This is a genomic window from Algibacter sp. TI.3.09, assembly GCF_038154905.1.
Classification (GTDB): Bacteria; Bacteroidota; Bacteroidia; order Flavobacteriales; family Flavobacteriaceae; genus Algibacter.
Genome location: NZ_JBAKAN010000002.1, coordinates 417071 through 442409 on the forward strand (window position 1 = coordinate 417071; position 25339 = coordinate 442409).

General features: G+C 33.6%; 18 protein-coding genes and 1 tRNA gene. 3 read left to right on the forward strand and 16 right to left on the reverse strand.

All coding sequences use genetic code 11. From position 1 onward, the window contains the following. Positions 1 to 34: 34 nt before the first annotated feature. From V6246_RS09515 to V6246_RS09535, 5 genes are all read right to left on the reverse strand, one after another. Entirely contained in the window at positions 35 to 1429 is a 1395-nt protein-coding gene (locus V6246_RS09515) for an RtcB family protein (protein ID WP_341560166.1), read from the reverse strand. Between the two features lie 163 nt (positions 1430 to 1592). Next, positions 1593 to 2693 (reverse strand): slipin family protein, encoded by a 1101-nt coding sequence (locus V6246_RS09520; protein ID WP_341560167.1) that lies wholly within the window; start codon positions 2691 to 2693, stop codon positions 1593 to 1595. Positions 2694 to 3370: 677 nt separating this feature from the next. Further along, positions 3371 to 3455, reverse strand: a tRNA-Tyr gene (locus tag V6246_RS09525). Between the two features lie 157 nt (positions 3456 to 3612). Beyond that, positions 3613 to 4158, reverse strand: coding sequence for a hypothetical protein (locus V6246_RS09530; protein ID WP_341560168.1), 546 nt, complete (start codon positions 4156 to 4158; stop codon positions 3613 to 3615). A 347-nt stretch (positions 4159 to 4505) separates the two neighbouring features. Next, positions 4506 to 5087: a hypothetical protein gene (locus V6246_RS09535; RefSeq protein WP_341560169.1), complete on the reverse strand. Its 582-nt coding sequence runs from the start codon at positions 5085 to 5087 to the stop codon at positions 4506 to 4508. A 94-nt stretch (positions 5088 to 5181) separates the two neighbouring features. Between V6246_RS09535 and V6246_RS09540 the strand changes: the two genes are divergently transcribed. Beyond that, positions 5182 to 6903, forward strand: coding sequence for a phytanoyl-CoA dioxygenase family protein (locus V6246_RS09540; RefSeq protein ID WP_341560170.1), 1722 nt, complete (start codon positions 5182 to 5184; stop codon positions 6901 to 6903). A gap of 56 nt (positions 6904 to 6959) precedes the next feature. On the opposite strand, the gene V6246_RS09545 is transcribed toward V6246_RS09540, so the two are convergent. From V6246_RS09545 to V6246_RS09560, 4 genes are all read right to left on the reverse strand, one after another. Continuing rightward, on the reverse strand, positions 6960 to 7391 hold the full coding sequence (locus V6246_RS09545) for a TerB family tellurite resistance protein (RefSeq protein ID WP_341560171.1): 432 nt from the start codon (positions 7389 to 7391) through the stop codon (positions 6960 to 6962). Between the two features lie 221 nt (positions 7392 to 7612). Continuing rightward, positions 7613 to 9409 carry a YfiR/HmsC family protein gene (locus V6246_RS09550; RefSeq protein ID WP_341560172.1) on the reverse strand — a complete coding sequence of 599 codons (1797 nt, stop codon included), beginning with the start codon at positions 9407 to 9409 and terminating at the stop codon, positions 7613 to 7615. 4 nt (positions 9410 to 9413) lie between these two features. Continuing rightward, the gene (locus V6246_RS09555) at positions 9414 to 12110 is read right to left on the reverse strand and encodes a TonB-dependent receptor (protein WP_341560174.1); all 2697 of its coding nucleotides are present in this window, start codon (positions 12108 to 12110) and stop codon (positions 9414 to 9416) included. 5 nt (positions 12111 to 12115) lie between these two features. Further along, positions 12116 to 12517 (reverse strand): response regulator, encoded by a 402-nt coding sequence (locus V6246_RS09560; protein WP_341560175.1) that lies wholly within the window; start codon positions 12515 to 12517, stop codon positions 12116 to 12118. Between the two features lie 168 nt (positions 12518 to 12685). Between V6246_RS09560 and mfd the strand changes: the two genes are divergently transcribed. Together mfd and V6246_RS09570 are read left to right on the forward strand one after the other, a co-directional pair. Further along, positions 12686 to 16036: a transcription-repair coupling factor gene (mfd, locus tag V6246_RS09565; protein ID WP_341560176.1), complete on the forward strand. Its 3351-nt coding sequence runs from the start codon at positions 12686 to 12688 to the stop codon at positions 16034 to 16036. A gap of 67 nt (positions 16037 to 16103) precedes the next feature. Next, complete coding sequence (locus tag V6246_RS09570; RefSeq protein ID WP_341560177.1) at positions 16104 to 17447, forward strand: TlpA family protein disulfide reductase; 1344 nt, start codon at positions 16104 to 16106, stop codon at positions 17445 to 17447. Positions 17448 to 17455: 8 nt separating this feature from the next. Here the strand turns inward: V6246_RS09570 and V6246_RS09575 are convergent, their stop codons facing one another. The 7 genes from V6246_RS09575 to V6246_RS09605 form a co-directional block, all read right to left on the reverse strand. Next, positions 17456 to 17815 carry a YraN family protein gene (locus V6246_RS09575; protein WP_074936693.1) on the reverse strand — a complete coding sequence of 120 codons (360 nt, stop codon included), beginning with the start codon at positions 17813 to 17815 and terminating at the stop codon, positions 17456 to 17458. A 15-nt stretch (positions 17816 to 17830) separates the two neighbouring features. Then, the gene (locus tag V6246_RS09580) at positions 17831 to 18991 is read right to left on the reverse strand and encodes a metal ABC transporter permease (protein WP_042502364.1); all 1161 of its coding nucleotides are present in this window, start codon (positions 18989 to 18991) and stop codon (positions 17831 to 17833) included. Continuing rightward, a complete protein-coding gene (locus V6246_RS09585; protein WP_042502361.1) occupies positions 18984 to 20111 on the reverse strand; it encodes a metal ABC transporter permease in 1128 nt (375 codons plus the stop codon). Before V6246_RS09585 ends, V6246_RS09580 begins: the two co-directional genes overlap by 8 nt. Before the next feature lie 54 nt (positions 20112 to 20165). Further along, positions 20166 to 20903 (reverse strand): metal ABC transporter ATP-binding protein, encoded by a 738-nt coding sequence (locus V6246_RS09590; RefSeq protein WP_159018682.1) that lies wholly within the window; start codon positions 20901 to 20903, stop codon positions 20166 to 20168. Then, a complete protein-coding gene (locus V6246_RS09595) occupies positions 20900 to 21874 on the reverse strand; it encodes a phosphotransferase (RefSeq protein ID WP_341560180.1) in 975 nt (324 codons plus the stop codon). The genes V6246_RS09590 and V6246_RS09595 overlap by 4 nt, the downstream gene beginning before the upstream one ends. Positions 21875 to 22110: 236 nt before the next feature. Next, positions 22111 to 23016 (reverse strand): metal ABC transporter solute-binding protein, Zn/Mn family, encoded by a 906-nt coding sequence (locus tag V6246_RS09600; protein ID WP_341560181.1) that lies wholly within the window; start codon positions 23014 to 23016, stop codon positions 22111 to 22113. Positions 23017 to 23054: 38 nt separating this feature from the next. Further along, a complete protein-coding gene (locus V6246_RS09605) occupies positions 23055 to 25304 on the reverse strand; it encodes a TonB-dependent receptor (RefSeq protein ID WP_341560183.1) in 2250 nt (749 codons plus the stop codon). Positions 25305 to 25339 lie beyond the last annotated feature (35 nt).

Here is a 25339-nt window from a genome sequence, read left to right on the forward strand (position 1 = left end):
TTATGTTAGGTTTAAAATTTATTAAATGATAAACCTAACGTTTGTTTTTATTGCGCTTATTTCTTTTAATTTTCCAAGGTGCATTTTTCTGCCAATCTCCAGCCATAATACAACCATAAGGTAAAACCTCATCAATGACTTTACCTAAGCCATATTCGTCCATTTGTGCTCTTACCGTATTTGCATTTTTGTAAGCAGAAGGTAACTCGGTAATATCGATTTCCTTTGAAAAAAATCGAACATCTAAACCTCTAGTTTCTTCTTTAAAAATTTGCATAGTGGTTCCTGTTTTGCTTTTTCTATGTTGCGTTCTACTTACGTTTCGACCAGCACCATGAGGTGCAAATCCTAAATTGTTTGCTGTTGTATCTCCTTCAACAATTAAAACCGGTTCGCTCATGTTTAAAGGGATTAACCTTGGGCCTGTAATATCTGGCATAAACTTAGCATCTAGAGGTGTTGCACCTTTAGCATGGTAAAACAAATCACCATCTTTAAAAACGAAGTTATGCTCGTTCCAGTATCTGTTCTCAATAGTTATCTCTAGTGTTTCTGCTACAGCATTATGTAACACCTCATGGTTTAATTTTGTCCAATCTCTTATGGTTTGTAAGGCATTCCAATAATCTTGACCTTCTTCTGTTTTAAACGGAATCCACGCATTTTGTTTCATTGTTTCTGGCGATAATTCTTTTCTAAAACGTTCGGCAACCTTCATGCCTTTATCATATAATCTCGCTCCTAGACCTCTTGATCCGTGGTGCGTAATCATCATTGTATTTCCTGTTTTTTTAGATTTCCCTACAAACAAAAAATGGTTACCATCACCTTGCGTACCTAAATGAGTTCTTGCTATTTGAATCATTTGCTTATCTTTTAAGAACACGTTAGACTCAAAAGCATCCAATAATTCCTTTGGAAATCTAAATTGAGAATCTCTATCACGTCCTCCAGGACCAAAGTGTGTGTTTGCATGAGCTGCATCCAAAATAACTTTTGGATCTGCTTTACCAAAATCGGTTAGCATTACAGAACAGCAAATATCTGCACTATGCATTCCGGGGTGAATTGCATTTTTAGCAACTGCAACACCGCCAACTGGAATTATTCCATCTGGTCCCGTCGGGCAAGCATCTGGCATAATAGCGCCTCCAACTAAAGTAGGTGTTTTCATTAAGGTTTGCATAGAGTTAACCACTTTAAAAACGTTCTCTTTTTCTAATTCGTTTTCGGCTTTAATATTGATTGCAAAATCAACTGGTTTTGCATGTAACCCGATTGGATCGGGAGATTTGAATTGCTCTAAATAATTAGATAGTTCAACCTCAGATAATGTATTGGTGTTAATATATTGAATAGCGTCTTTCATCCATTTTCCTTGTCTGAATCCTAAGGCTATTAAATCGTTTCCTGTTATTTGTGTTTTCATTGTTTCTTTAATTTTATGATTCTAAAACCAGTTTAGAATTAAATAAATACTTAGCAAGTACACCCGCGTAAGCGATTGATGCGATATCCTTTTGCTTTTTCTGCAAAAGATTTAGCGGAAAGCGCGACCCAAACTTTTTTCTGGTTTGGGTTACGCCATAATTTTACTTATTTACAGAGAAAATATCTTTTAATTGTTCGATTACGTTACCGTTTCCAGCCACTGTAATTTCGCCAATTTTATCAGCAATTTTCTCTACATATTCCATCTCTTTTAATTTAAACAACATGCTGTTGTCTTCCATTAATTTTGCAGTGTTCAACAAGCTGCGTGTAGATGCGGTTTCTTCCCGTCTTGTTACTACATTGGCTTGCGCTTTTTTCTGAGCAATTAATACTTGATTCATGATTTCTTTCATGTCTCCTGGCAAAATCACATCTCTTAAGCCTGCATGTAAAACGGTTACACCTAACTTTTGTGCTTGTGTTTGCACATCCTCTACTACTGCTTTTGCAATGTTGTCTTTTTGATCTAACAACTCGTCTAAAGTGTAAGCTCCAATAAAAGACCTTAATGCTAATTGCAAGTTGGTGTACAATTGTTTTTCGTAATCTTTGTTGCGCAATAAAGCAGTTTCGATATCTGTAACTTTGTACTGTGCGTAAAAATTAATGCGCACAGTGGCTTTGTCTTTGGTTAACAATTCTTGACCTCCAACTTCTAATTGTAATTGACGTAAATCTGCTTTCGCAATTTTAATAGTTTGATTATTTCTCCAGTAGTGGTATGTACCATGATCTAAAATTTTATCAAACGTATCATCAATAATTAGAACTGCTTTTTCATGTGCTGCAACTTCAAACGTGCGAATATGTAGACGCAAAGCATTGTTGGTATACAAAGCTTTATTTATTGTTTCTGGAATAGTAATATCGCTTAAATCTACGGTGATAAATCTATAGCTTACTAGGTCTCTCCAAAAAGTGTGTCGTCCTGCTGTTAATACGTTTTTAAAGTTATTATTGCTATACACTAATACCATTTGATTGTCTTCTACATTAATAACGTGCAACATATCTGCCAACGTTTGATCTTTAAGTAAAATCTCCAATGCTGTTGGTGTATTAAAGGCTAGGTCTAAGCTATAAACTATTACATGTTCATTAAACTTTAACCAATGCGACCCTTGGGTAATAACACATTTGTAATTACCATTTTTAAATACTAACCCTACTTTTCCTGCATGAATTCTTACTCTTTTCATCTTATTTTGTTTTTAATGTTCTGTTATTTTTGTTTTTTGTTCAGAACTATTAATTATTTATAATAGAATTTCAGTCAAGCTGAAATGACTATTCTTTATTAAAACAAAGCAAAAGCAAACCATCTTTTTAAATACGGAAAGACAATTGATTTGAAGCGATTTAGGTAGCGTTTTATTGAAGATTAATTAATTGCAATTTGAATAATTTTCAAACTGAATTTTAACTAATAATTCTTTAAAAGAATACCTAAGGCATCTAAAAATACATTTGTATTTCAAGGTATTTTCCGGACTGCTGCAACAACAAGTTGTTTTAGCGAGTTTACCTTTACTTTGTTTTTTGCCTTTTTAAGTGAGACACACTTGGTGGTCGATTTTTATAAGTGACCTTCTTCGTGAAATAATGGATTTTGAGTCCATTGTCTTTGACCGCTCGACCACAAGATCATTTCGATCTTGGCAGGATTCGAACCTGCGATTGTTTCTATTGCTTAACCGGACTTAGCTACTTCAAATTAATGAAGGCAGGATTCGAACCTGCGTACATAGAGGAGATTATTTATTTGGCTAAATAACCGAAAGCCTTCAAGTCAAGTTGAATATAAAAACCTGATGCGAAACCGCAAGGATTTATACAATAGTGCTATACTGAAACACAGAACAAGACTTGCTTGATGTGGAAGTAGTAGGACTCGAACCTACATGTTCATTTAAGAAACGAGAGTTACAGTCTCGCGAGCCAACCAATTGCTCAATACTTCCAATTTTAATATTTTAAAGAACTTTTAATAAACTCCACCAGCGTCCTTGTCTGGTGGAGCAACTTCTTTTTAAAGTCTGATTCCAAAAGACTTCCTTTTAATTACCCTGCAAATATTACAGGTTGTTGCGCAATCTTTTTGCGTAGTAATAATTAATTTCATTTATTTTTCTTCTTTTTACACTTTTTCTTCTTCGCTTTGCTTTTAGACGGTTTTTTTTTAGGCTTTATTTTGCTTTTGTTTCTAGATATTTCTAAATCTATATAGCTTATAAAATCGTTATTAAATCCAAATTGCTTCGCTGTTTTAAGCGCTTTAATTGCCTTTTTGTTCTCTTGCTTTATTTCAAAAAGCCGACCTTGTTTCTCCCAAATACAACCTTTATCAACACCTTTTATGGTTAAGGCAAAATCGATTAGTTTTTGGGCTTCTTCTAAATCTTCATTATCTAGTAACACTTGAATGTACCTTGGATATACTTTTTGAAAATCCATATTGTTAGCTAAAGCTTCGGCATAATATTGCTTTGCTTTGTCGTAGTCGCCTAATTGCTCTGCCTGTAAACGTGCCATTAAGTATAAAGCATAAGCATTATCACTTTGGTAAGACAAGGCGTAATTTAGATTTTCTACAGTTTCTTCTAACTCATACGGATACGCATCTATAGCTTTAAGCACGTAGTTGTTTAACAAATTCGTGTCCATTGTTTTATTTTTGTTTTTTGATTTTAGACAATTATTAGAGCCACTCAAGATTGTGTCTTGAGCAACAAATAATATCTACTTATAACTGTTTTTGGAAATATGTTTAGCAGGCTTGCTAATGATTGGAAATAAAAAATCCGAAACAGTTTTTAACTTGCTTCGGATCTTTCATTTATAAAATTGAAAAGTTTATCTAACGATAATCACGAAGCATCACAAAAAGCATAATGCCTTTAGGATCGATTTGATATGTTATAAATAAACTCATAGTTTCTAATTTTTAATTCAACTTGATTTTGGTTGAAATGCGTTGCAAATATCTAAATTTATTTTCGACTTCTCCAAATTTATTTTTCTAAGCAGCTAAAATTTAGCTTCATAATACGAAGTATTATATTTTTTTGTTCCGTACTGTTCTCTTCAATTTGTTTCAACAGCTCTATGCTTTCTTCTATGCTTTTTGCAGATTCAAACGTAGTAATCACAGAAATAGCAATCCCTTTTAGCTTAATATCAATATCTTTTCTGCTAGTATATTCATCTTCAAAATATTCATATGAGTTATAAGAACAATAGACATCATAAAATTCCCAAAAAGGATTTAAGTCAGTGCAATAATCAAAATCGGAAATAATACCTACAACAGATTTTTTAATATTCTTAGAAGCTTCAGCGTTTTTTATTTTTATACAATTTTGTAGTAACTTAACAACTAACAGCTCTTCATCTGTGAAAATACTAGCCGTTATTTCTTTTAGCTCCTTTATCGATTTCGCTTCTCTATAATTGATATTGATTATGTTAAAAAATAAAGAATCTGCTTTTATTTTTTGATTTATATATTCAGAAGAATACAACCAATTTTCAAATTCAGAAACAGATATTTTCTCAGTTAACACATCAAATATTTTTAGTTTTAAAGCTTCCATAATTTTAATATTTGATACAAATTACTCACATGTATACGCAATCTTTTTGCGCACTAGATATTTTCTCATAAATTAGAAGAAATTTTTTTAGAAAATGGCTGTAAACAAAAATGCATTAATTCGATACAAAACAATAGATAAATGCCTTCAAAACAACTTTAAGCAATGGACGCTTAATGATTTAATTGAAGCTGTTTCTGATGCTTTGTACGACTATGAAGGTAAAAATATTGATGTCAGCAAACGTACAGTACAACTAGATCTACAAATGATGCGTAGTGACAAACTAGGCTACAATGCACCAATTGTAGTTTATAATAGAAAGTTTTATAAGTACGATGCCGACGATTATAGTATTACTAACAGCCCAATTTCTAATCAAGATTTAACCAAACTATCTGAGGCGGTTTCTTTCTTAAAACAGTTTCAGGGTTTCTCTCATTTTGATGAATTAGGCAGTATGGTTCAAAAACTAGAAAATCACGTTTATACACAGAAAACGCATGAAAAATCACTGATAGATTTTGAGAAAAATGAAAACTTAAAAGGCTTAAAACATTTAGATAAACTCTATCAGTATATTTTAAAGAAAGCAGCGATAGACATTACTTACCAATCCTTTAAAGCTAGACAAGAAAGCACATTTACATTTCATCCATATTTACTAAAAGAGTTCAGAAACCGCTGGTTTATTATTGGAAAAAGAAACAAGAATGAAGGCTTAATGAATTTAGCTTTAGATAGAATTATTGCTTTAAATAAAAGTGAAAATAGTTTTTTACCTGACGTAACATTTGACTCAGAAACCTATTATAAAGATGTTATTGGGGTTTCTGTAAGTCCGCATTTAGAACCAGACCCTGTATTGCTTTACGTGAATCACAAACATGCACCTTACGCTTTAACTAAGCCATTCCATCATTCGCAAAGAGAAGTAAGTCGCGATAATTATGGTGTAACAATCGCTTTAGACGTACAGCTTAATTTTGAACTTGAAAAAGAAATTTTAGGTCTAGGGGAAGGCGTAAAAGTAATTGCTCCCGAACGCTTAAAGCGAAATATAAAAGAGCGCTTGTATGATGCTGTAAATGCTTACGAAACTGAAATTAATGACAAAAACCTACAAACAATTGCAAAACGATTAGAACATAAAGGTTTTGGAATTCTAAACCATATCTACACCAAAAGAGACATTAGAAAACTAAAAACCAATCTTGATAGTTATATAAAAGAACATAACGAGCAAGCTTTTGGCATGCGTGAAGTATTAAAAAAAATCCCAAAATTAAAAGATGTTTTATTTAACAAAAATTTTAAAAAGCTAATTAAATCGATTGATAAAGATGTGTTTTTAACTAAAGCTATTTATTTTGATAAATCTCCAAAAGACAATTGGTATGTAACCTGGCATCAAGATGTCCCCATAAATGTCTTGGAAAAAATAGAGGTTGACGGTTTTAAATCATGGACTAATAAAAAAGGAGTCATAAGTGTTTGTCCTCCTGAAAATATTTCTAAAAACACTTTTGCGATGCGTATTCATTTGGATGATACTACAAATAAAAACGGGGCTTTAAAAGTGATTCCGGGATCACACAATAAACGTTTAAATGATGAAGAAATAAAGCTTATTCCTAATAATTCCATCCCTTTTATAAGCGAAATTGCTGCAGGCGGTGTTCAATTAATAAAACCGTTATTATTGCATGCTTCTTCTCCAACAACTGTTCAAAAACGTCGTCGAGTATTACATTTGGAGTTTTCTTCAATCGACTTACCTAATGGTTTAAAATATGCAGAACACCAAACCCTATAACACAAAAAAAGCACCCTAAAAAAGGGTGCTTACATTATATAACATAGATAAAATAATTATTGATTCATCTTTTTCATGGCATCAATAAAATCATCTAAATCCGTACCGCTACTAACTAAAGTTAATGCTTTATCCACAATATACTTTACATTATCAGCATGAAAACCAAGCCCTAAAGCTATTTTTCTAAGTAAAATCTCTTCGTGATCACCTTTAATATGATCCACATAAACCATACGTGCTAAATCATACAAACGCTCTAAACGACGATCGTAAGATGTTGGAGGGTTAATTGGGTGCGATTTATAATCCTCTAATATCAAGTTAAAGTCACCTTCACCAATATCCAAATTACGAGCTAATCGCTCTAAAAACGCTTGTTCCTCAACTGTAATCACGCCGTCATCCATTGCAATTCTTACAATTGCAGCAAAATGATCCTCATTACGCTTTTTAAAACCACTATCAAATAAATCTGAAAACGACATATCTTTTTTCTTTTTTTAGTGATGCAAACCTACATATTTTTTTTAATATTATAAACCGAAATTTTAAATATTTGGGCGTTACCACAAGGGTCGGGATTTCGGCAGTCGCTCTCTTCGAGGAGCTTCAACAAATGCCTCAATCCCTAACGCAGCAATCGCTACTTAAAAAACAATGTGAATTTACTGTAAACAACAGGCTTACTTTTTATAAAACCTTCGACCTACTTAGGTATTGTAAAGAAAAACGTGGTGCCTTTATGCACTTCAGATTCAAACCAAATTTGACCGCCTAAAGACTCAACTATTTTTTTACAAAAAGACAAACCAATACCTGTGCCCTCATATTCTTCACGAGAATGTAGCCTCTGGAAAATAGAGAAAACTTTACTTTTATGCTTTTGAGAAATACCAATACCATTATCTGCTACCTCAAATTGCCAAAAATTTTTATTCTGTGGACCGTATATTACGGTTTTAAAACTAATAACCACCTCAGGATCTACATCTGCTTTTTTAAATTTAATAGCATTATTTATTAAATTCTGAAAAACTCCTCTAAGCTCAACCTTACTACCCAAAACAGTCGGTAAATTTCCGTAGGTTACTTTGGCATTAAAGCGCGCAATAGCATTCGCAATATCCAACGTTATTTCACCTAACAGATCATTACAATCAATCTCGGTTTTCTCTTTAGATTTCCCCAATTTAGAATACTCCAGCAAATCGTCTATTTGGGTTCTCATACGCTCGCTAGATTTATCTATAAACTCCATGCTCATCATCGCATCATCATCGAGTTTTTCTTTATAATCATCTTTTAGTAAAGCAATAAGTCCAGAAATTGTTGCCAAAGGCTCTTTTAAATCATGACTTGTAATATACGCGAACTCTTCTAATTCTTTATTCTTAGAAGCTAAAGTAAAAGACTGGCTATATATTGTGTTGTTCTTCTCCTTTAAAACAGTATTTAATCGCTTTGTAGCATGGTAATTTCTCAATATCACCCAAACCAATATTACAGCAAAAAGCACCAATGCTAATAATAGATAATTAATTGTGCGCTGTGTACTCAGCTTTTCATTAATTTCTTTAGCTATCACTTCCTTATCAAGTATATCTTCTCTTTGTTTAACAAGAATAACGTGTTGTTTTTCTATTTCGCTATTACTTAGCGCTATTTGTTCCTGCTTAGTTTTTAGTGAATCTACTTGCTTTAAAATGCGTTGTTCTAGCTCGCTTTCAATAATTAATTTATCGGAGTATTTTTTATTTTGAAGTTCAGAAAGAGAGATGAGCTCCTTAATTTCATTTTTTTGATTAGCTAAAGATTTGTTTTTATTTTTTAGCAGATTTTCTTTATCACCTATGGTTTGTTTTTGACCTTTAATTTCCTCATCCTTAAGTTTAACACTCCCCTCTACTTCAGATAGTTTATCTTTGGTTTCAGCCAGAGTATTTTCAGCATTTTGGAACAACTGTTTCCATTTTTCTATAGACGAAATAGCATTTTCACGAAGATTATAGTGTGCAGCAATATTACTGCGTCGCATAAGTTTCTCGTTAATTTCATATTGAAAATCATTACCTACATTAACGATATTAATCATAGAAGAATTAAACGGATAATTCTCTGTAATAAGCAAAGTATTACTGCTCGCTATTTTATTTAAAACATACAAAATATCAAAATTCTTATCATAATTAGTGTAAACAACATCTACGTTTTCAATATCTTTTACACTACCAAAACTAACCACTTTAACTGGCTTATTTTTAATTTGTCTTTTTTGCGCTAAGCTTTTTAAATCTATAATAGTGCGGTCTTTACCCAAAACCCCAATAACAAAATTTGGGTCTGCATGCGTATCACCATAAAGTGTTTGTTCTGCAACATTAAATATAACAATAGCGCGCTTAACTCGTTTTACCTGCTCGTTATCTGTGTTTTGAGCATATGCTTGCATAGCCATTAGGCACAACAGCATTAAAGCATATTTTATTAAAACATTAGATTTCATAACATTATAAACGTAACAATATTTTGGCAAATACGTTGGCGCCGTTTACACCAAATTGCTGCACACGCCTACTGTAAACCAAACTTCCATTCACCATATTAGCCGAGTGTGTATGCTTGTTTGGGTATACATCAAAAATATTATTACACCCAACTGTTGCTTGTAGCCAATTCTCGTAATTATAAGTTACATACAAATCGGTTACAAACTTTGGATCGAATTTTTGATCGCGAGTTTCAACATTACCCGTAAACTCATTAAACTCCCAATTACTTGAATCACCATCATCTGGGTGAATATACATTACGCTTCCAAAATAAGTACCCACTAAATTGAATTTAAAATCATTAATTTCATAATTCAAATACGAGTTTATCTTCACTTTTGGTTGAGCAGACTCTATTCTAGAACGCTCTTCTCTGTTAAATAAAGATTCAATATCACTATCTACAATATTACTTCTATTTACTTTAGTCACTTTGGTTTCAGTAAAATTAGCCGAAACCTTTCCGCTTAATTTACCTGCTCCTATTTGATTTTTGTAATGGAAAGACATTTCTACACCATTAGTTCTTGAATCTATTGCATTGGCAAAAAACTGAGCAGCCGTAACATTAAACGGCGCCAATAAATCTTCGTAACCCTCATCAAACTGTCCTGATAGCACAATTCGATCTTCAATATTGATATTATAATAATCAAAAGAAAGCGTGTATTTATTTTCTATTTTAGTACTTAAACCAAGGCTAAAATGTTTTGATAATTCTGGTTTAAGCTTGCTTACCTCAAAAGCATCGGTTACCAAAGTACTTTCATGGTTAAACGTACCAACCTGACTAATATCCCCATCAAAAAACTGTGTGCTAATTTTTTGAAAAAACACTTGATGCATAGATGGTGCTCTAAAACCTGTAGAATAACTAGACCTCAACGAAGTCTTTTTACCAAACTTATATCGAGCAGAAAGTTTCCAAAGCGAGTTTTCTCCAAAATCGTTGTTAGACTCATATCGAAATGCTCCTTTTATAAGCATCGGCTCAATAGGCTTCAATTCAACATCTACATACCCAGAAGCATTAGAGCGGTAACGAATAAGCTCATCTTGTGGTTGTATACCAGGAAATACTTGAGCCCCAATAATTTTAGGTCTTAACTCTCCATTTTCATCTTCATACATTACATCTCCATTAATATACGAATCTTCTTCGCCAGAAATAATCTCGTAACGCTCCACACGTAGTTCTCCCCCAAAGGCCAAGTTAAGGCCATACATAACATCAAAAGGTCTGCTAAAATCTAAATTAGTGGTGTTAAGTTCGTATTGATAACCACCAGATTTAAACGTTCTAGGCGAAATAACACCAAGCGATGCATTGTTAGAATTATTAACCGTAAAGTCGACACTATTAGACCCCATGGAATGACTAAAATCTATATCCCAACCATTTTTTTCACCTCGAATCCCAAAGGTAACAGCGTCATCTTGAATGTTTGTTAATATTTCTGGTGAAAATCCATTTGGATGAAGTTCTTCTACAACACGATCGATTTCTCCAGGAAAACGATAAAACCCTTTTGAAGTTCCTTCTCTAGAATTACGACCACCAAAAAAGTAAAGATTAGCTTTATCAAAAAGTGATAATTCGCCATTAAAAGCCAAAGCCGAGTTTCTAGTTGCAGCACTACCAACTTCCATCACTTGTTGATTTTTATAACCTGTTTGAGAGAAAAAATCGTTGTCTTCTATCAATTGTCTATCCAAAACATCATCATTATCAACATAAACATTTCCGGTATAGTTGCCTGCTCTATTTGTAGCTCCTCTATCTCTAAACTCTCCCGTAATATTTATAAAACCTGTATTACCTATTTTTAAACCAAAATTCCCACTAAAATAATGGTTCACACCATCTTTTTCTGTATTGATTTTAGTTCCTGTATCAATATCGATAACATCGGTTTGTTTCTTTAAAACAATATTAATAACTCCTGCAATAGCATCAGATCCGTACTGAGAAGTCGCGCCATCTCTCAAAATTTCAATATGATCGATAGAAGATACCGGTATCGCATTAAAATCCGTACCCACACTACCTCTACCAATAGTATTATTTACATTTAACATAGACGATGTATGGCGACGCTTTCCGTTTATTAAAACCAAAAGTTGATCTGGTCCTAAACCTCGTAAAGTTGCCGGATCGATATGGTCTGTTCCATCAGAAACCGTTTGTTGCGTAGAATGAAATGATGGCACTAAAAACTGCAGCAATTCACCTAACTCAAAATGAGATGAATTACTTATTTCTTCGGGTGTTATAATCTCAATAGGCACTGTAGTTTCTAAAGCAGATTGTGGTTTAGAACGCGTTCCTAAAGACACCGGTTCATCTGCAGAAAACCCCGTTTCTAAACGAAAATCAGTAGTAAAACTATCTCCAACCTTTAACGAAACGGACTTACTGTTACTATTATACATGATGAAAGATGCTGTTATAACATAATCTCCTTCTTCAAGTTCTAGTTTAAAATTACCATTTATGTTGGTGGTTGTTTGTACCTCGTAACCTTCAACACTAATTAAAGCTCCTGGCAAAGCACCAAAAGCATCTGAAACATTTCCTTGTACAGACGCTCTATTTTGCGCACAAATAGTAATGCTAGCAAATAAGCATATTAATAGAATTATTCTTTTTTCCATGTGGACTACTTCTCAAAATTCAAAGCTTCATCTAAAAGAGTTACAGACAATGGTTTGTTAATATAACCATTTATAAAGCAAGAAGCCTTTGCTTTTTCTTGATCATTTGGGTTGGATGATGTGGTTAACATAATAATCTTAATGCTAGAAGTAAATTCTTTATCTAATTTACTATATTCTTCTATAAACTCCCAACCATTCATTGCAGGCATATTAATATCAAGAAAAATAACCTCTGGTTTTTCAACTAAACCATCCATCGCTTTTTGTAGATAAGCCAACGCATCAGCTCCACTATTAACAGACTTTATAGAATTAAATGTGTTATGTTTTTTTACTATTTTTTCGTTATAAAAATTAGTAAACTTATCATCATCGATAAGCAGCGTAGATTGGTAAGGGACCATTGAGAGTTTTTTGCTATTTTTTTTTGAAAATTCTCATCTTATTCAGATAAAAAATGCAAATTACTCAATATGTCCTTAACTTTCTAAAGATTTCATTAAAAAATACAAAAGAGTCTAATTTTAAAAACATATTAAAACCTATCTTTGCTCTCGTAAAACCCTAATTACGTGAGTAAATCTATCCTCTCGCAAACATATTTACAGACTTTGCAAAAGCAGAATCTGCAAAATGCTGTTGCCAAAAGTGAAAACAAAATACATCTTACAGGCTTAGTAGGCTCTTCGTTATCCTTTATAATATCAAGTATTTTCAAGGAATCGGATAAACCTTTTCTTATTGTTTTTGATGATAAAGAAGAAGCCGCCTTTTACCTAAACGATTTAGAGCAGCTTTGCAATGATAAAGATGTGCTGTTCTATCCAGGAAGTTATCGCAGACCCTACGAAATAGAAGAAACCGATAACGCTAACGTACTTTTACGCGCCGAAGTTTTAAACCGTATAAACTCACAAAAAAAACCGGCTATAATTGTTACTTATCCTGATGCCCTTTTTGAGCAGGTAGTTACCAGAAAAGAACTGGAACGCAACACTTTAAAAGTAGCAGTAAACGATAATTTATCAATTACTTTTGTAAACGAAGTTCTTTTTGAATATCAATTTAAACGAGTAGACTTTGTTACCGAACCTGGTGAATTCTCTGTACGTGGTGGTATTATTGATGTGTTTTCATTTTCTAATGACGAGCCTTATCGTATTGAGTTTTTTGGAGATGAAGTTGATAGCATTAGAACTTTTGATGTAGAAACACAGCTTTCCATAAATCAAATAAAAAAGATAAACGTTATTCCAAACGTTGCCAATAAACTTTTAGAAGAAAAAAGACAAAGTTTTCTAAAATACGTTGCACAGAAAACAGTAGTTTGCTTAAAAAATGCGGACTTACTTTTTTCTAGAATCGATGATTTTTACAACAAAGCAGAAATCGCTTATAGAAATTTATCTTCAGAAATAAAACAAGCCAAACCAAACGAGCTTTTTTGTAATTCAACCTTATTAAAAAAGCAATTACTCGATTTTTCAATTATTGAATTTGGTAGCACGTCTATAATGACGAAAATTGGTAGCGTTGTACAAAAAGTAGAATTCAAAACCACACCGCAACCATCTTTTAATAAGAAATTCGATTTATTAATTGAAGACTTAAACAGCAACCACAACAAGGGTTACACCAATTATATTGCATGTGTAAGCGAACAGCAGGCCAAACGTTTTCATGATATTTTTGACGATGTTGAAGGCGAGGTATCTTACCAAACTATTGTGCTTTCACTACACCAAGGTTTTATAGACCATGACACCAAAATAGTTTGCTATACAGACCATCAAATTTTTGAACGTTACCATAAGTTTAATGTTAAAAACGGTTACGCAAAAAAGCAAGCCATTACTTTAAAAGAGCTTACAAATCTAGATATTGGCGATTATGTAACACATATAGACCATGGTATTGGACGTTTTGGTGGACTTCAAAAAATTGATGTTGAAGGCAAAAAACAAGAAGCCATTAAATTGGTTTATGGAGAACGCGATGTCCTTTATTTAAGCATCCATTCCCTACATAAAATCACCAAATTTAATGGTAAAGACGGAAAACCGCCTAAAATTTACAAGCTAGGCAGCACAGCCTGGAAAACCTTAAAACAAAAAACTAAAGCACGTGTTAAGCACGTTGCTTTCAACTTAATAAAACTTTACGCTAAGCGGAAAACAGAAAAAGGCTATCAATACAATCCTGATAGCTACATGCAACACGAACTGGAAGCTTCTTTTATTTATGAAGATACCCCAGACCAAAGTAGTGCCACCGCAGATATAAAAGTCGATATGGAAAGCGAACGCCCAATGGATCGTTTAGTATGTGGCGATGTTGGTTTTGGTAAAACGGAAGTAGCTATTCGTGCCGCTTTTAAAGCCGTAGACAACGGCAAACAAGTCGCTGTTTTAGTACCAACAACCATTTTAGCTTATCAGCATGCAAAAACATTCCGCGAGCGTTTAAAAGACTTCCCTGTAACAGTAGATTATGTTAACCGTTTTAGAACAGCTAAAGAAAAACGCACCACTCTAGAAGGTTTAGAAAAAGGTAGTGTAGATATTATTATCGGCACACACCAACTTGTAAATAAAAACGTGAAATTTAAAGACCTTGGTTTATTAATTGTAGATGAAGAACAAAAATTTGGCGTTGCTGTAAAAGAAAAACTAAAAACATTAAAAGACAATGTTGATGTATTAACATTAACCGCTACACCTATACCGCGTACTTTACAATTTAGCTTAATGGCTGCCCGAGATTTATCGGTTATTACAACACCACCACCAAACCGATATCCTATTGAAAGTAATGTTATTCGTTTTAATGAAGAAGATATTCGTGATGCGGTGAGTTATGAAATTGAACGCGGCGGACAAATTTTCTTCATTCATAATAGAATAGAAAACATAAAAGAAGTTGCTGGCCTTATTCAGCGTTTAGTTCCCGATGCTAAAATCGGTATTGGTCATGGGCAATTAGACGGCAAAAAGCTGGAACAACTTATGCTTTCTTTTATGGATGGCGAGTTTGATGTTCTGGTAAGCACAACCATTATTGAAAGTGGTTTAGATGTTCCAAATGCCAACACCATTTTTATAAACAATGCCAATAATTTTGGTTTAAGTGATTTACACCAAATGCGTGGTCGTGTAGGTCGAAGCAATAAAAAAGCTTTTTGCTATTTTATTACACCAGAATATTCTGCAATGACGGACGATGCCAGAAAACGTATTACCGCATTAGAGCAATTTACAGAGCTTGGTAGCGGATTTAATATAGCCATGAAAGATTTAGAAATTCGTGGTGCTGGAGATTTATTAGGCGGCGAACAAAGTGGTTTTATAAATGAAATAGGGTTTGATACCTATCAAAAAATATTAAGCGAAGCCATAGAAGAACTTAAAGAAAACGAATTTAAGGATTTATATGATGAACCTGAGGAAGATCGCGTTTACGTTAAAGATGTTACTATCGACACCGATTTCGAACTACTTTTCCCAGACGATTATGTAAATAACATCGCAGAAAGATTAAGCTTATATACACAGCTAAATAATTTGAAAACCGAAGCTGAATTGCATACTTTTGAAACAGAATTAGTCGATCGTTTTGGAGAATTACCAATACAAGTGACCGATTTATTAAATAGTGTCCAAATAAAGTGGTTAGCAACCAAAATTGGTTTCGAAAAAGTAGTTATGAAACAAGGTAAACTTATTGGTTATTTTATTAACGACCAACAAAGTAACTTTTATCAAAGCTCTGGTTTTACTAAAGTTTTACAATTTGTTCAAAAAAATCCAGGAGCAGGTAAAATAAAAGAAAAACAAACTCGAAACGGATTAAGGTTAATGCTAACTTTCGAAAAAATAAAAACCGTAAAACAAGCACTAAGCGCTTTACAACCTATTGTGGCTTAATTCTTGTTTCATTTAAATTAAAATATATCATATCTTCAATAAGAAGAAAACAAATACATCCAAAACCGTGAAACGCTTATTATTTCTTATTACCCTCATACCAAGTATTTTATTAGCACAACACAGCATTAAAGGCACGTTCTCACCTGCCAAAGAATACAATTTTGCTCTACTTTACAAGGTAACTCCAACATTATCGGAATATATTTCGAACACCGAAATAGATAAAGAAACTGGTGGTTTTGAGTTTCAACTCGATTCTACAAGAACAAAAGGTATGTATCGTGTAGTTTACGCTATACCTCAAGAAGATTATAATTTCGATATTATTTACAACGGAAAAGAAGATATTGAATTAACCTTTAATTCTGAAACTGGCGTTACTTTCAAAAAATCTTCCGAGAACAAATTACTGGCATCTTACACCAATAGCATGTCTATGGTTACGCAAAGTATTGGGAATTATTTTAGAGAAGAAAGCAAAAACACCAAAGCTTTAAAGTCGATATTTAAAACACAACAAGAAACACAAGAAAACTTTGAGAAAGCAGCAGAAGGCATGATGGCTTTAGATTTTATAAAAGCCAACCAACCTTATGTTCCAACCGAATTTGAAGACTTAAAAACCTATATAAACAACTTAAGAGTACATTATTTCGACCATATAAACTTCAACAGTAAAGCACTACAGAGCTCTAATTTTTTAGAAGAAAAAATGCTAAATTATGTTTTCGGAATGTCTTCTGAAATTGAAGATGAAGCTACAGTTTACAAAAATAACATTGATGTTTTTCATGACGTTTTAAAAACAACACCACAAGGTGTAAAACGTATTTTATTAGTCGATTTATGGCAACAAATGGCAGACTTGGGTTTTGAGTCGGTTGCTAACTATATTTCAGATAAATATTTAATGCCGGTTGCAAAATCGCTAAATGATAAAGATTTAATCGATGGATTAACTCTATTTAAAAACACATCAATAGGTAGAAAAGCACCAGATTTCACATTAGAAATAAAGAAAGATAAAGCCTTAGTTAAAACACAATTAAGCGCACTAAACGTAGCACAAAAATACATTGTAGTTTTCTGGAGTAGCACATGCTCACATTGTTTAGATGAAATTCCTCAATTACACAGTTTCGTGAATACTTTAGAAAAAGGTGACGTAAAAGTAATTGCTGTAGGCTTAGAAGACGATCCATACAAATGGAAAGACCTAACCTATACTTACACTAGCTTTATTCATGTTTATGGTGAAGGCCGTTGGGAAAATAAAATTGGAAACGACTACGGCGTAACATCAACACCAACATATTTCATTTTAGATAAAGACAAAAAATTCATTTCAAAACCAGAAGATTTTAAAGCTTTAAAAGCCTTTTTTGGAGAAGAAGCTGAGGAAGAATAAATCAGCTTTTAAAAGTGGTAAAAAGCACCTTCTAAGTGCTCAATACTGAAATCTTTTCCTTGCTTTACAATAGCAACAACATCAAAACGAACTTCTACATCGAGATCGTTTGCAATCACGTATGCATCAATAGCTTTTACTAAACGTTGAATCTGTTTTGGTTTTACAAAATCTTGAGGATTTCCGAAGTTATTAGTAGACCTTGTTTTAACTTCTACAACCGCCAGAACATCTTCTTTTTTCGCAATAATATCAACTTCCGCCTTTTGGTATCGGTAATTACGCGCCACAATAGCATATCCGTTTTTCAACAGAAAATCGACAGCTAACTGCTCTCCTTTTTTACCGAGTTCATTGTGTTTTGCCATGGCATCAAAGTTTATTTATCCTCTAAACAAGAAGAAATCATCTTTCATATCTTCAATTTGAGCATCTTCATTAGTGATAATATAATCAATTGCTTTAGATGTAAAAGCATCGCCTTTTTCCGTTAAGGACACAATGTTTTTTTCAAACTGAATCATATTGTTTTTAAGTGCCAAATCTAATACCGTTTTAGAACGCACTTTTTGCCAATTAATATGTTCGTTAAGGTGATTTACATGGCGTTCGCGCTCTTCTGTATGGTTTTTTAAATGAAGAAGAAACGTTAATAACGATACTTCTGTACGCTGTTGCTTTTCTCTATAAATTACAGCAATAACACCTTTACTTGGCGCAAACAAATAAACAGCCAAAAACAACAAACCGAGCATGGTTGTTATAGATCCTGCAATGGAAGCATCAAGAAAATGCGCTAACCAATATCCAGAAATCGCACTAAATACACCAAAGCAAATGGCTAAAACAAGCATGCGTTTTAAATTATTAGTCAGTAAATAAGCCGTAGCCGCAGGAGAAATCATGAGAGCAACCACCAAAATAGCTCCAACAGCATCGAAAGCACCAACGGTAGTTATAGACGATACCGTCATTAATCCATAATGTATAACTGCCGGAGAAAACCCTAACGAAGCCGCTAAACCAGCATCAAAGGTGCTTACTTTTAATTCTTTAAAAAAAGCAACTAACAAAGCAATGGTTATTAATAAAATAACACCAATAACCCATAAAGATTTTGGTCCAACATCAACACCCGAAACTATAAATCTATCAAAAGGCGTAAAGGCAAGTTCGCCAAGTAAAACGGCATCGATATCTAAATGGACATCGTTAGCGTTTTTAGCAATCATGATAACACCAATACTAAATAAAATAGGGAACACTAAACCAATAGCGGTATCTTCTTTTACTAACCCAGTTTTTTGAATATACTCTACCAAAACAACTGTAATAATTCCTGTTAAAGCAGCCAATAATATAAGTAATGGTGAATTTAAATCTTGCGTAATAAAGAAGCCAACAACAATTCCTGGTAAAATAGAATGACTAATAGCATCACTAATCATGGCCATTTTTCTAAGTACCAAAAACGTTCCAGGAATGGCACATGCAATGGCTACCAAACTAGCAATAAGCTGTATTTCAATTTGTGCGTTACTCATCATTATCGTTTTGTTGATTATACAAATTAGATGCTGTTTTATATCCTTCTTCCGTTAAGCTCCATTTTTTTCCTTTAAGGGTAACGTAATGTTTATCGACTAATTTCTGGAGCGTTCCTTTTGTATAACCTTGAAAATTATTTAAAATTTTAATGGTATGCGGATGAGAGATATTATCATGTGTTTCCGCAATATGAAACATGAAAGCTAAAGTTTTATGCAGCTCTAAATCTCGACGGTTTTTAATAAATCGAATTTGTTTAAAAAGTAATCCACGACTTGGCGAAAATATAAACGACACCAAAACAAAAACACCAGCAACAATAACAATGACTGGGCCTGTAGATAAATTGTTTTGACTAGAACTAATAGCTGTTCCAAAAACTCCTGAAAAAGCACCAAAAATAGCGGCTAAAAACACCATAAGCCCTAAGCTATTTGTCCATTGGCGTGCAGCAGCAGCAGGTGCTAAAAGCATAGCACTCATAAGTACAACACCAACCGTTTGCAAGCCTAAAACAATTGCTAAAACAATAAAAGTTGTAATTAATATATCGATAAACTTAGTGTTAAAACCAAGTGTTTTAGTGTAATCGGCATCGAAAAGCAGTATTTTAAACTCTTTCCAAAAAAGTAATAAAACAAATAAACACACACCGGTTACAATAGCCATTAACCAAACATCGCTCTCCACTAAAGTTGCTGCCTGACCAAATAGATACTTATCTAAACCAGCCTGATTAGCATTAGGTTGTTTTTGAATAAAAGTTAAAAGCAACATACCGAAACCAAAAAACAAAGATAAAATTAAGCCTAAAGCCGTATCGGATTTTAAATGTGTTTTCTTGATAATACTTCTAATCCAAAAAGTTCCTAAAAGTCCACTAACCAAAGCTCCTAAAAGTAATACATTGCTATCTTTTGCGCCTGTAATTAAAAAAGCAATCGCAATACCTGGCAAGGCTGCATGCGAAATAGCATCGCCCAAAAGACTCTGTTTTCTTAAAACTGCAAAGCTACCAAGCATACCGGTAACAGCGCCAAGAATAGCCGTACCAAGAGTTATGGTTCTAAGTGTATAATCTGTAAAGACTAGATTAAAATATTCTGTTATGTCCATTTCTATTATATTGAACGCGTTGTTTTTTGTTGCAACAAGCCTTATAAACTATAATTATTCCTGAATACTCACTTTATAATTTATACCATAGGTTTTCGTTAAATTATCGTCGTTAAAAATATCCTTAACGGGACCTGTGGCAATTTTTTTCACGTTTAAAAAGGTAACCCAATCGAAATACTCAGGAACAGTTTGTAAATCGTGGTGCACTACAACCACCGTTTTACCAGCTTTTCGAAGTTCTTTCAAAATATTGATTATCGCAATTTCGGTAGTAGCATCTACACCTTGAAACGGCTCGTCCATAAAATAGATGGATGCATTTTGTACCAAAGCCCGTGCTAAAAATATACGTTGTTGCTGCCCGCCGGAAAGTTGACTAATTTGCCTGTTTTTAAAAGCAAGCATACCAACTTTTTCCAATGCTTCTAAAGATTCTTTTTTTTCTTTTAGACCAGGACGTTTAATCCAACCTAAACTCCCATAAGTCCCCATGGTTACAACATCTAAAGCCGTAGTCGGAAAATCCCAATCTACACTTCCTTTTTGTGGCACATAGGCTACTAAATGACGTTGTTTTTCGTAGCTCTTGCCAAAAATAGACACACTACCTGCAATAGGTTTCAAAATCCCTAAAATAGATTTTATAAGCGTGGATTTCCCTGCACCATTTGGACCAACAATAGCCATAAGCACACCTTCGGGGATTTCTAAATCAATATCCCAAAGTACGGGTTTGTAGTTATACGCTACCGTTAAATCGTCAACCTGAACTGCTATATTTTTTTTCATGTGTTTTCAATTTTATAATAATCACTCCATGATCTAAATCTACCTACAAACATTTTTAGGTAATTTTCTGTGAGGAAAATATTAGACCAATCGAATCGTTGAGCCTGAACGCCAAGATAGAACACAAAAACCGCAAGTCCAGCTTTTGGCAATAGTTGTAATTCTTTTTCTGGTATTGTATTTACGCTCTGATAGCCTTTTAAAAAGCTTTCCTTTTTTATTTCGTATTCTTTTTTATCTATTTCTATATGAAACAGTTGCTTACAAAAATAACCAATATCCAAAATTTGTGATCCGTTGCCACAAAAATCAAAATCGAAAATGGTTATCTCTGTTTGGTTTGCAATACTCATATTATCATACCAAATATCTAAATGCACCACACCTTTTCGAGTGTTTTCAAACTCGGAATCTTCGAAAAACCCTTCTATAGATTTCACAAATTCCATCTCTGGTAAAGCCTCTGAAAAGTATGATTTTAATTTTTGATATGGTAATTCTAAAAGTGATTTTTTGTTATAAGTAATCCGCTCGATAATTTGGTCTTGGCTGGCATGGTGTATTTTACTCATTAATTCGCCAATAGCGTAACACATATCTGTATTTAAAAACCGAATTTTATCGCCTTCTGCAAACGAAAACAGTACAGCATACCGAATACCTTCGGGTGCCTTTACTGTTTGTATATACGTTTTGTTTTTATCTAAAACCGGCACAGAAATACCTAAACCGTTACTTTTTAGTTTGTTTAAAAGTGTTAGCTCTTCGGTTATTTCGGTTTTAGAACGCCAATTGTAACAGTAAACCCGAAGCACATATTTTGTTTTTCCGTTGGAAATAAAATAGGTGTGATTCATTCCTGTTCTAAACAACGTGCACACGTAGCTCATATCTAGCCCGTATTGTTCTTTTGTAAATTCCCCAAGAGCTTCCGCAGATAGGGTTGATGTTGTAACAGGAAATGTATTCATGTTTTTTTTTACGGTTTTGAGCCTATGCCTAAACTTTACTGATTCCTTTTTTGAATTACGTTTTACACTTGCTTTTGCGGATGATTTAGCCCTGATAGCAGCGGTATCCTTTTTTTTGAAAACTCACTTTACTGTATGCACCAACTCTAATTTAATAACTTTATCAAAGCTGTAAAAACTAGCTTTCACTAAAAAAAAGATATAGCGAATAGCAGGATTGGCTTCTAATAAAAAACTTATTTCAAAGCGTTAACTATAGTGTTTACATTATACTTAAACATACCGATATACGTGCCTTCGGGAGTTCCTGGAGTACCAAGCGCATCGGAATAAAGAGACCCACCAATATCGACGTTGTGATCTTTAGAATTTACAGCAGCTTGCAGCGCCTCAATGGTGCGTTTAGGCACCGAACTTTCTATAAAAATGGCTTTAATTTTGTTTTCTATAATGAAGGCAGACAGGTTTTGAACATCTTGCACACCGGCTTCGGTTGCTGTTGAAATACCTTGCAGTCCGCGTACTTGAAAACCATAGGCTTTACCAAAATAATTAAAGGCATCGTGTGCGGTTACTAAAATACGTTTGTTTTTTGGAAGCGTTTCGATAGTACTTTTTAAAGTAGTTTGTAACGCTTTTAACTCCACGATATACTTGGCGCTATTGGCTTGAAATATATCTTTTTTCTCAGGAAGTGCTTCGGATAATTTATCGGCTACAAATTGGGTGATTTGAATCCAATATTCGGTATTAAACCAAATGTGTGGATCGTAATTTGATGCAAAATACTCTGAACCAATTAGTGTTTTTTCGTCGATAGCATCGGAAAGCGCTACCGTTTTAATGTTTCGCATTTTTTCGAAAATCTCTACGAGCTTACCTTCTAAGTGCAGACCATTGTAAAAAATAATATCGGCACCAGACAACTTACTTACATCGCCTTCACTGGCTTTATAAAGGTGCGGATCTACACCGCTCCCCATTAACCCTTGTACATTTACCTCATCGCCAGCTACGTTTTTAACCAAATCGGTTATCATGGATGTGGTGGTAACAATATTTAGTTTTTGGTTGGCTTTTTTATCTGTTTTGCAGCTAAAAACAATTAAGCTAACAAAAAGTATGTAGATGTATTTTTTCATGAATTTTAATTTTTGTGAAATTACTAAAAAGCAATTAATTATTTCAATGAATATCTTAAACCTAAAAAGGCTCTAATTCCTTGGTTTGGTGCGTAAACATAAGTTGGATCGAAAGTTAGTCCGTAAGGGTTATCTGGAGTAACTTGTGCGTTGCCATTGTTATCGAAAGTGACGTCTTTATCAAACGGATCATTTGAGCGAGCAATAATAAATGGATTACCTTTATTTGGCGTCCAGTTTAATAGGTTTTTAACACCGCCATAAATTTCTAAATTTTCGAGACCATCGAAAGTTAATTGTATATTTTGAATACTCCAAACGGGTGAGTTTTGGCTTCTAGGATCTAAATCGCTCAATAAAGGCAAGCGCATAGGGCCATAAATATTACCGGTATAATCTACCGACAGATTATATTTATAATTTTTATAGGTTGCCGCCCAGGTTCCGGTAAAACGCTCAGTAAGTATTTGGCGTTCTTTTATACCATTTTCTGTTTGCGACACATCTTGAAATGTACCACCAACAAGAAGTTTAACACCGCTTGTTATTATAGCGTCTAAGTTAATGCTTACTCCTTTTGTTACTGCTTTACCATCTAAATTATCGTATATAATTTGATTTGGGTTAGTATCATAATCTGGTAAAATTAAGTTTGAAAAATGCGTATACCATGTCGATACATCTAAACCTATGATAGACCCAGATTTTGTGTAGAATTTTTTAAGATAATTCAGGTTTATATTAACAGAGCGTTCTGGTTTTAATGCTTCGGCAATTACAACATCTCTGGCTCCGGTAAGTGCCGCATGCTCTTCAGTAAAAATATTAACAACTCTAAAACCTGTTCCGGCATTTACCCTAAAAACATCATCTGGTGTTGGCTTAAATTTATACGCAATTCGTGGCGTGAATATATTGCCGTGTCTTTTATCGTAATCGTAACGCGCACCTAATAGTAAGGTGTTTTTTTCGCTTATTTTTATTTCATCTTGCGCAAAAATAGAAGGTATAACCACCTCGTCGGCACCTAATGTAGCGGGTGTACTATCGTTATAATAATTATATCTAGCCGCAGCTCCAAAAAGCAAATCGTGATTTTTAAGAGATTTATCCCAAGTAAATTGACCGAAACCTATTTTTTGTTGCGCTAGAAACGCTGTATCACCATAAACTGAATTTTGGTCGTGATCTGTATATGAAAATTGAAACATCACCTTTTCTTTAATTGGTAATTGATATTTACCTAAAAGCTCCCCGCGCTTGGTATAAATACTTTCTCCGTAGATTTCATTTCCGCCTCTATAATCGGAATTCCATTGCATTTCCCCACCCCATCGATCTTCGTAAAAAACACGACCAGCTAAAGATAAAACTCTGTTTTCTTTACGTTTAAAATTCCATTTTTGGAAAACTGATATTCTATTCTGAAGCGTTAAATCTGTAAAATTATCACCATTATTATCTATAGGATTATTGTAGTTAAAGTAGTTAACACCAAAAAGTAAGTTGGCTTTTTTTCCAACTCTAGTATTAAAACCTAAATCTAAATTAACCTCTCCCCAACCTGTTGCGTAGCTATCCGCAAAGAAACGCGGTGCATTTTCGGGTAACTTAGTAATAATATTAATTAAACCTCCAACAGCCTCACTTCCATAAAGAGATGATGCAGGACCTTTAACAATTTCAATTTGTTCTATTAAAGAATTTGGAATTCCAGATAAACCATAAACCGTAGAAAGCCCACTTACAATTGGCATACCATCTATTAAAACTAAAGTATACGGACCTTCTAAACCATTAATATGAATATCTCCCGTATTACAAACATTGCAATTTATTTGAGGGCGTACACCATTTACGTTCTGTAGCGCTTCGAAAATATTTGGCGTCGGATTCTTCTTTAAAAAAGTAGTAGAATACACTTCTACAGGCACTGGGCTATCTAATCTAGAAACAGCTTTTAGAGTTCCTGTTACTACGATCTCATCTAATAATTCAGATTCCGGCAAGTTAAAATTGATAGTTACATCTTTTGATTCGGACACCGTTATGCTTCTTCTTTGTGTTTGATAACCTGTAAACGAGGCGATGATAGTATATTTTCCTGGTGAAACATTTTTAAAGCTAAACACACCGTTATCATTAGAAACCGCACCTTTCTGAGTTCCTTTTAAATACACATTTACATACGGTAACGCATCTCCATTTGTAGATGTTTTGCCTGTTACGGTTTGTGCGCTTACCACATAACTTAACAGACATAAAATTACAAATATTAGATTCCTCATGTTTTTAATTTTTGACAAATATAAAAATATTTTTA

Excerpts from the sequence above, each read along its gene's own strand:
- V6246_RS09515 (WP_341560166.1), bottom strand. The coding sequence starts at position 1,429 with ATGAAAACACAAATAACAGGAAACGATTTAATAGCCTTAGGATTCAGA.
- V6246_RS09520 (WP_341560167.1), bottom strand. The coding sequence starts at position 2,693 with ATGAAAAGAGTAAGAATTCATGCAGGAAAAGTAGGGTTAGTATTTAAA.
- V6246_RS09530 (WP_341560168.1), bottom strand. The coding sequence starts at position 4,158 with ATGGACACGAATTTGTTAAACAACTACGTGCTTAAAGCTATAGATGCG.
- V6246_RS09535 (WP_341560169.1), bottom strand. The coding sequence starts at position 5,087 with ATGGAAGCTTTAAAACTAAAAATATTTGATGTGTTAACTGAGAAAATA.
- V6246_RS09540 (WP_341560170.1), top strand. The coding sequence starts at position 5,182 with ATGGCTGTAAACAAAAATGCATTAATTCGATACAAAACAATAGATAAA.
- V6246_RS09545 (WP_341560171.1), bottom strand. The coding sequence starts at position 7,391 with ATGTCGTTTTCAGATTTATTTGATAGTGGTTTTAAAAAGCGTAATGAG.
- V6246_RS09550 (WP_341560172.1), bottom strand. The coding sequence starts at position 9,409 with ATGAAATCTAATGTTTTAATAAAATATGCTTTAATGCTGTTGTGCCTA.
- V6246_RS09555 (WP_341560174.1), bottom strand. The coding sequence starts at position 12,110 with ATGGAAAAAAGAATAATTCTATTAATATGCTTATTTGCTAGCATTACT.
- V6246_RS09560 (WP_341560175.1), bottom strand. The coding sequence starts at position 12,517 with ATGGTCCCTTACCAATCTACGCTGCTTATCGATGATGATAAGTTTACT.
- V6246_RS09575 (WP_074936693.1), bottom strand. The coding sequence starts at position 17,815 with ATGGCAAAACACAATGAACTCGGTAAAAAAGGAGAGCAGTTAGCTGTC.
- V6246_RS09580 (WP_042502364.1), bottom strand. The coding sequence starts at position 18,991 with ATGAGTAACGCACAAATTGAAATACAGCTTATTGCTAGTTTGGTAGCC.
- V6246_RS09585 (WP_042502361.1), bottom strand. The coding sequence starts at position 20,111 with ATGGACATAACAGAATATTTTAATCTAGTCTTTACAGATTATACACTT.
- V6246_RS09590 (WP_159018682.1), bottom strand. The coding sequence starts at position 20,903 with ATGAAAAAAAATATAGCAGTTCAGGTTGACGATTTAACGGTAGCGTAT.
- V6246_RS09595 (WP_341560180.1), bottom strand. The coding sequence starts at position 21,874 with ATGAATACATTTCCTGTTACAACATCAACCCTATCTGCGGAAGCTCTT.
- V6246_RS09600 (WP_341560181.1), bottom strand. The coding sequence starts at position 23,016 with ATGAAAAAATACATCTACATACTTTTTGTTAGCTTAATTGTTTTTAGC.
- V6246_RS09605 (WP_341560183.1), bottom strand. The coding sequence starts at position 25,304 with ATGAGGAATCTAATATTTGTAATTTTATGTCTGTTAAGTTATGTGGTA.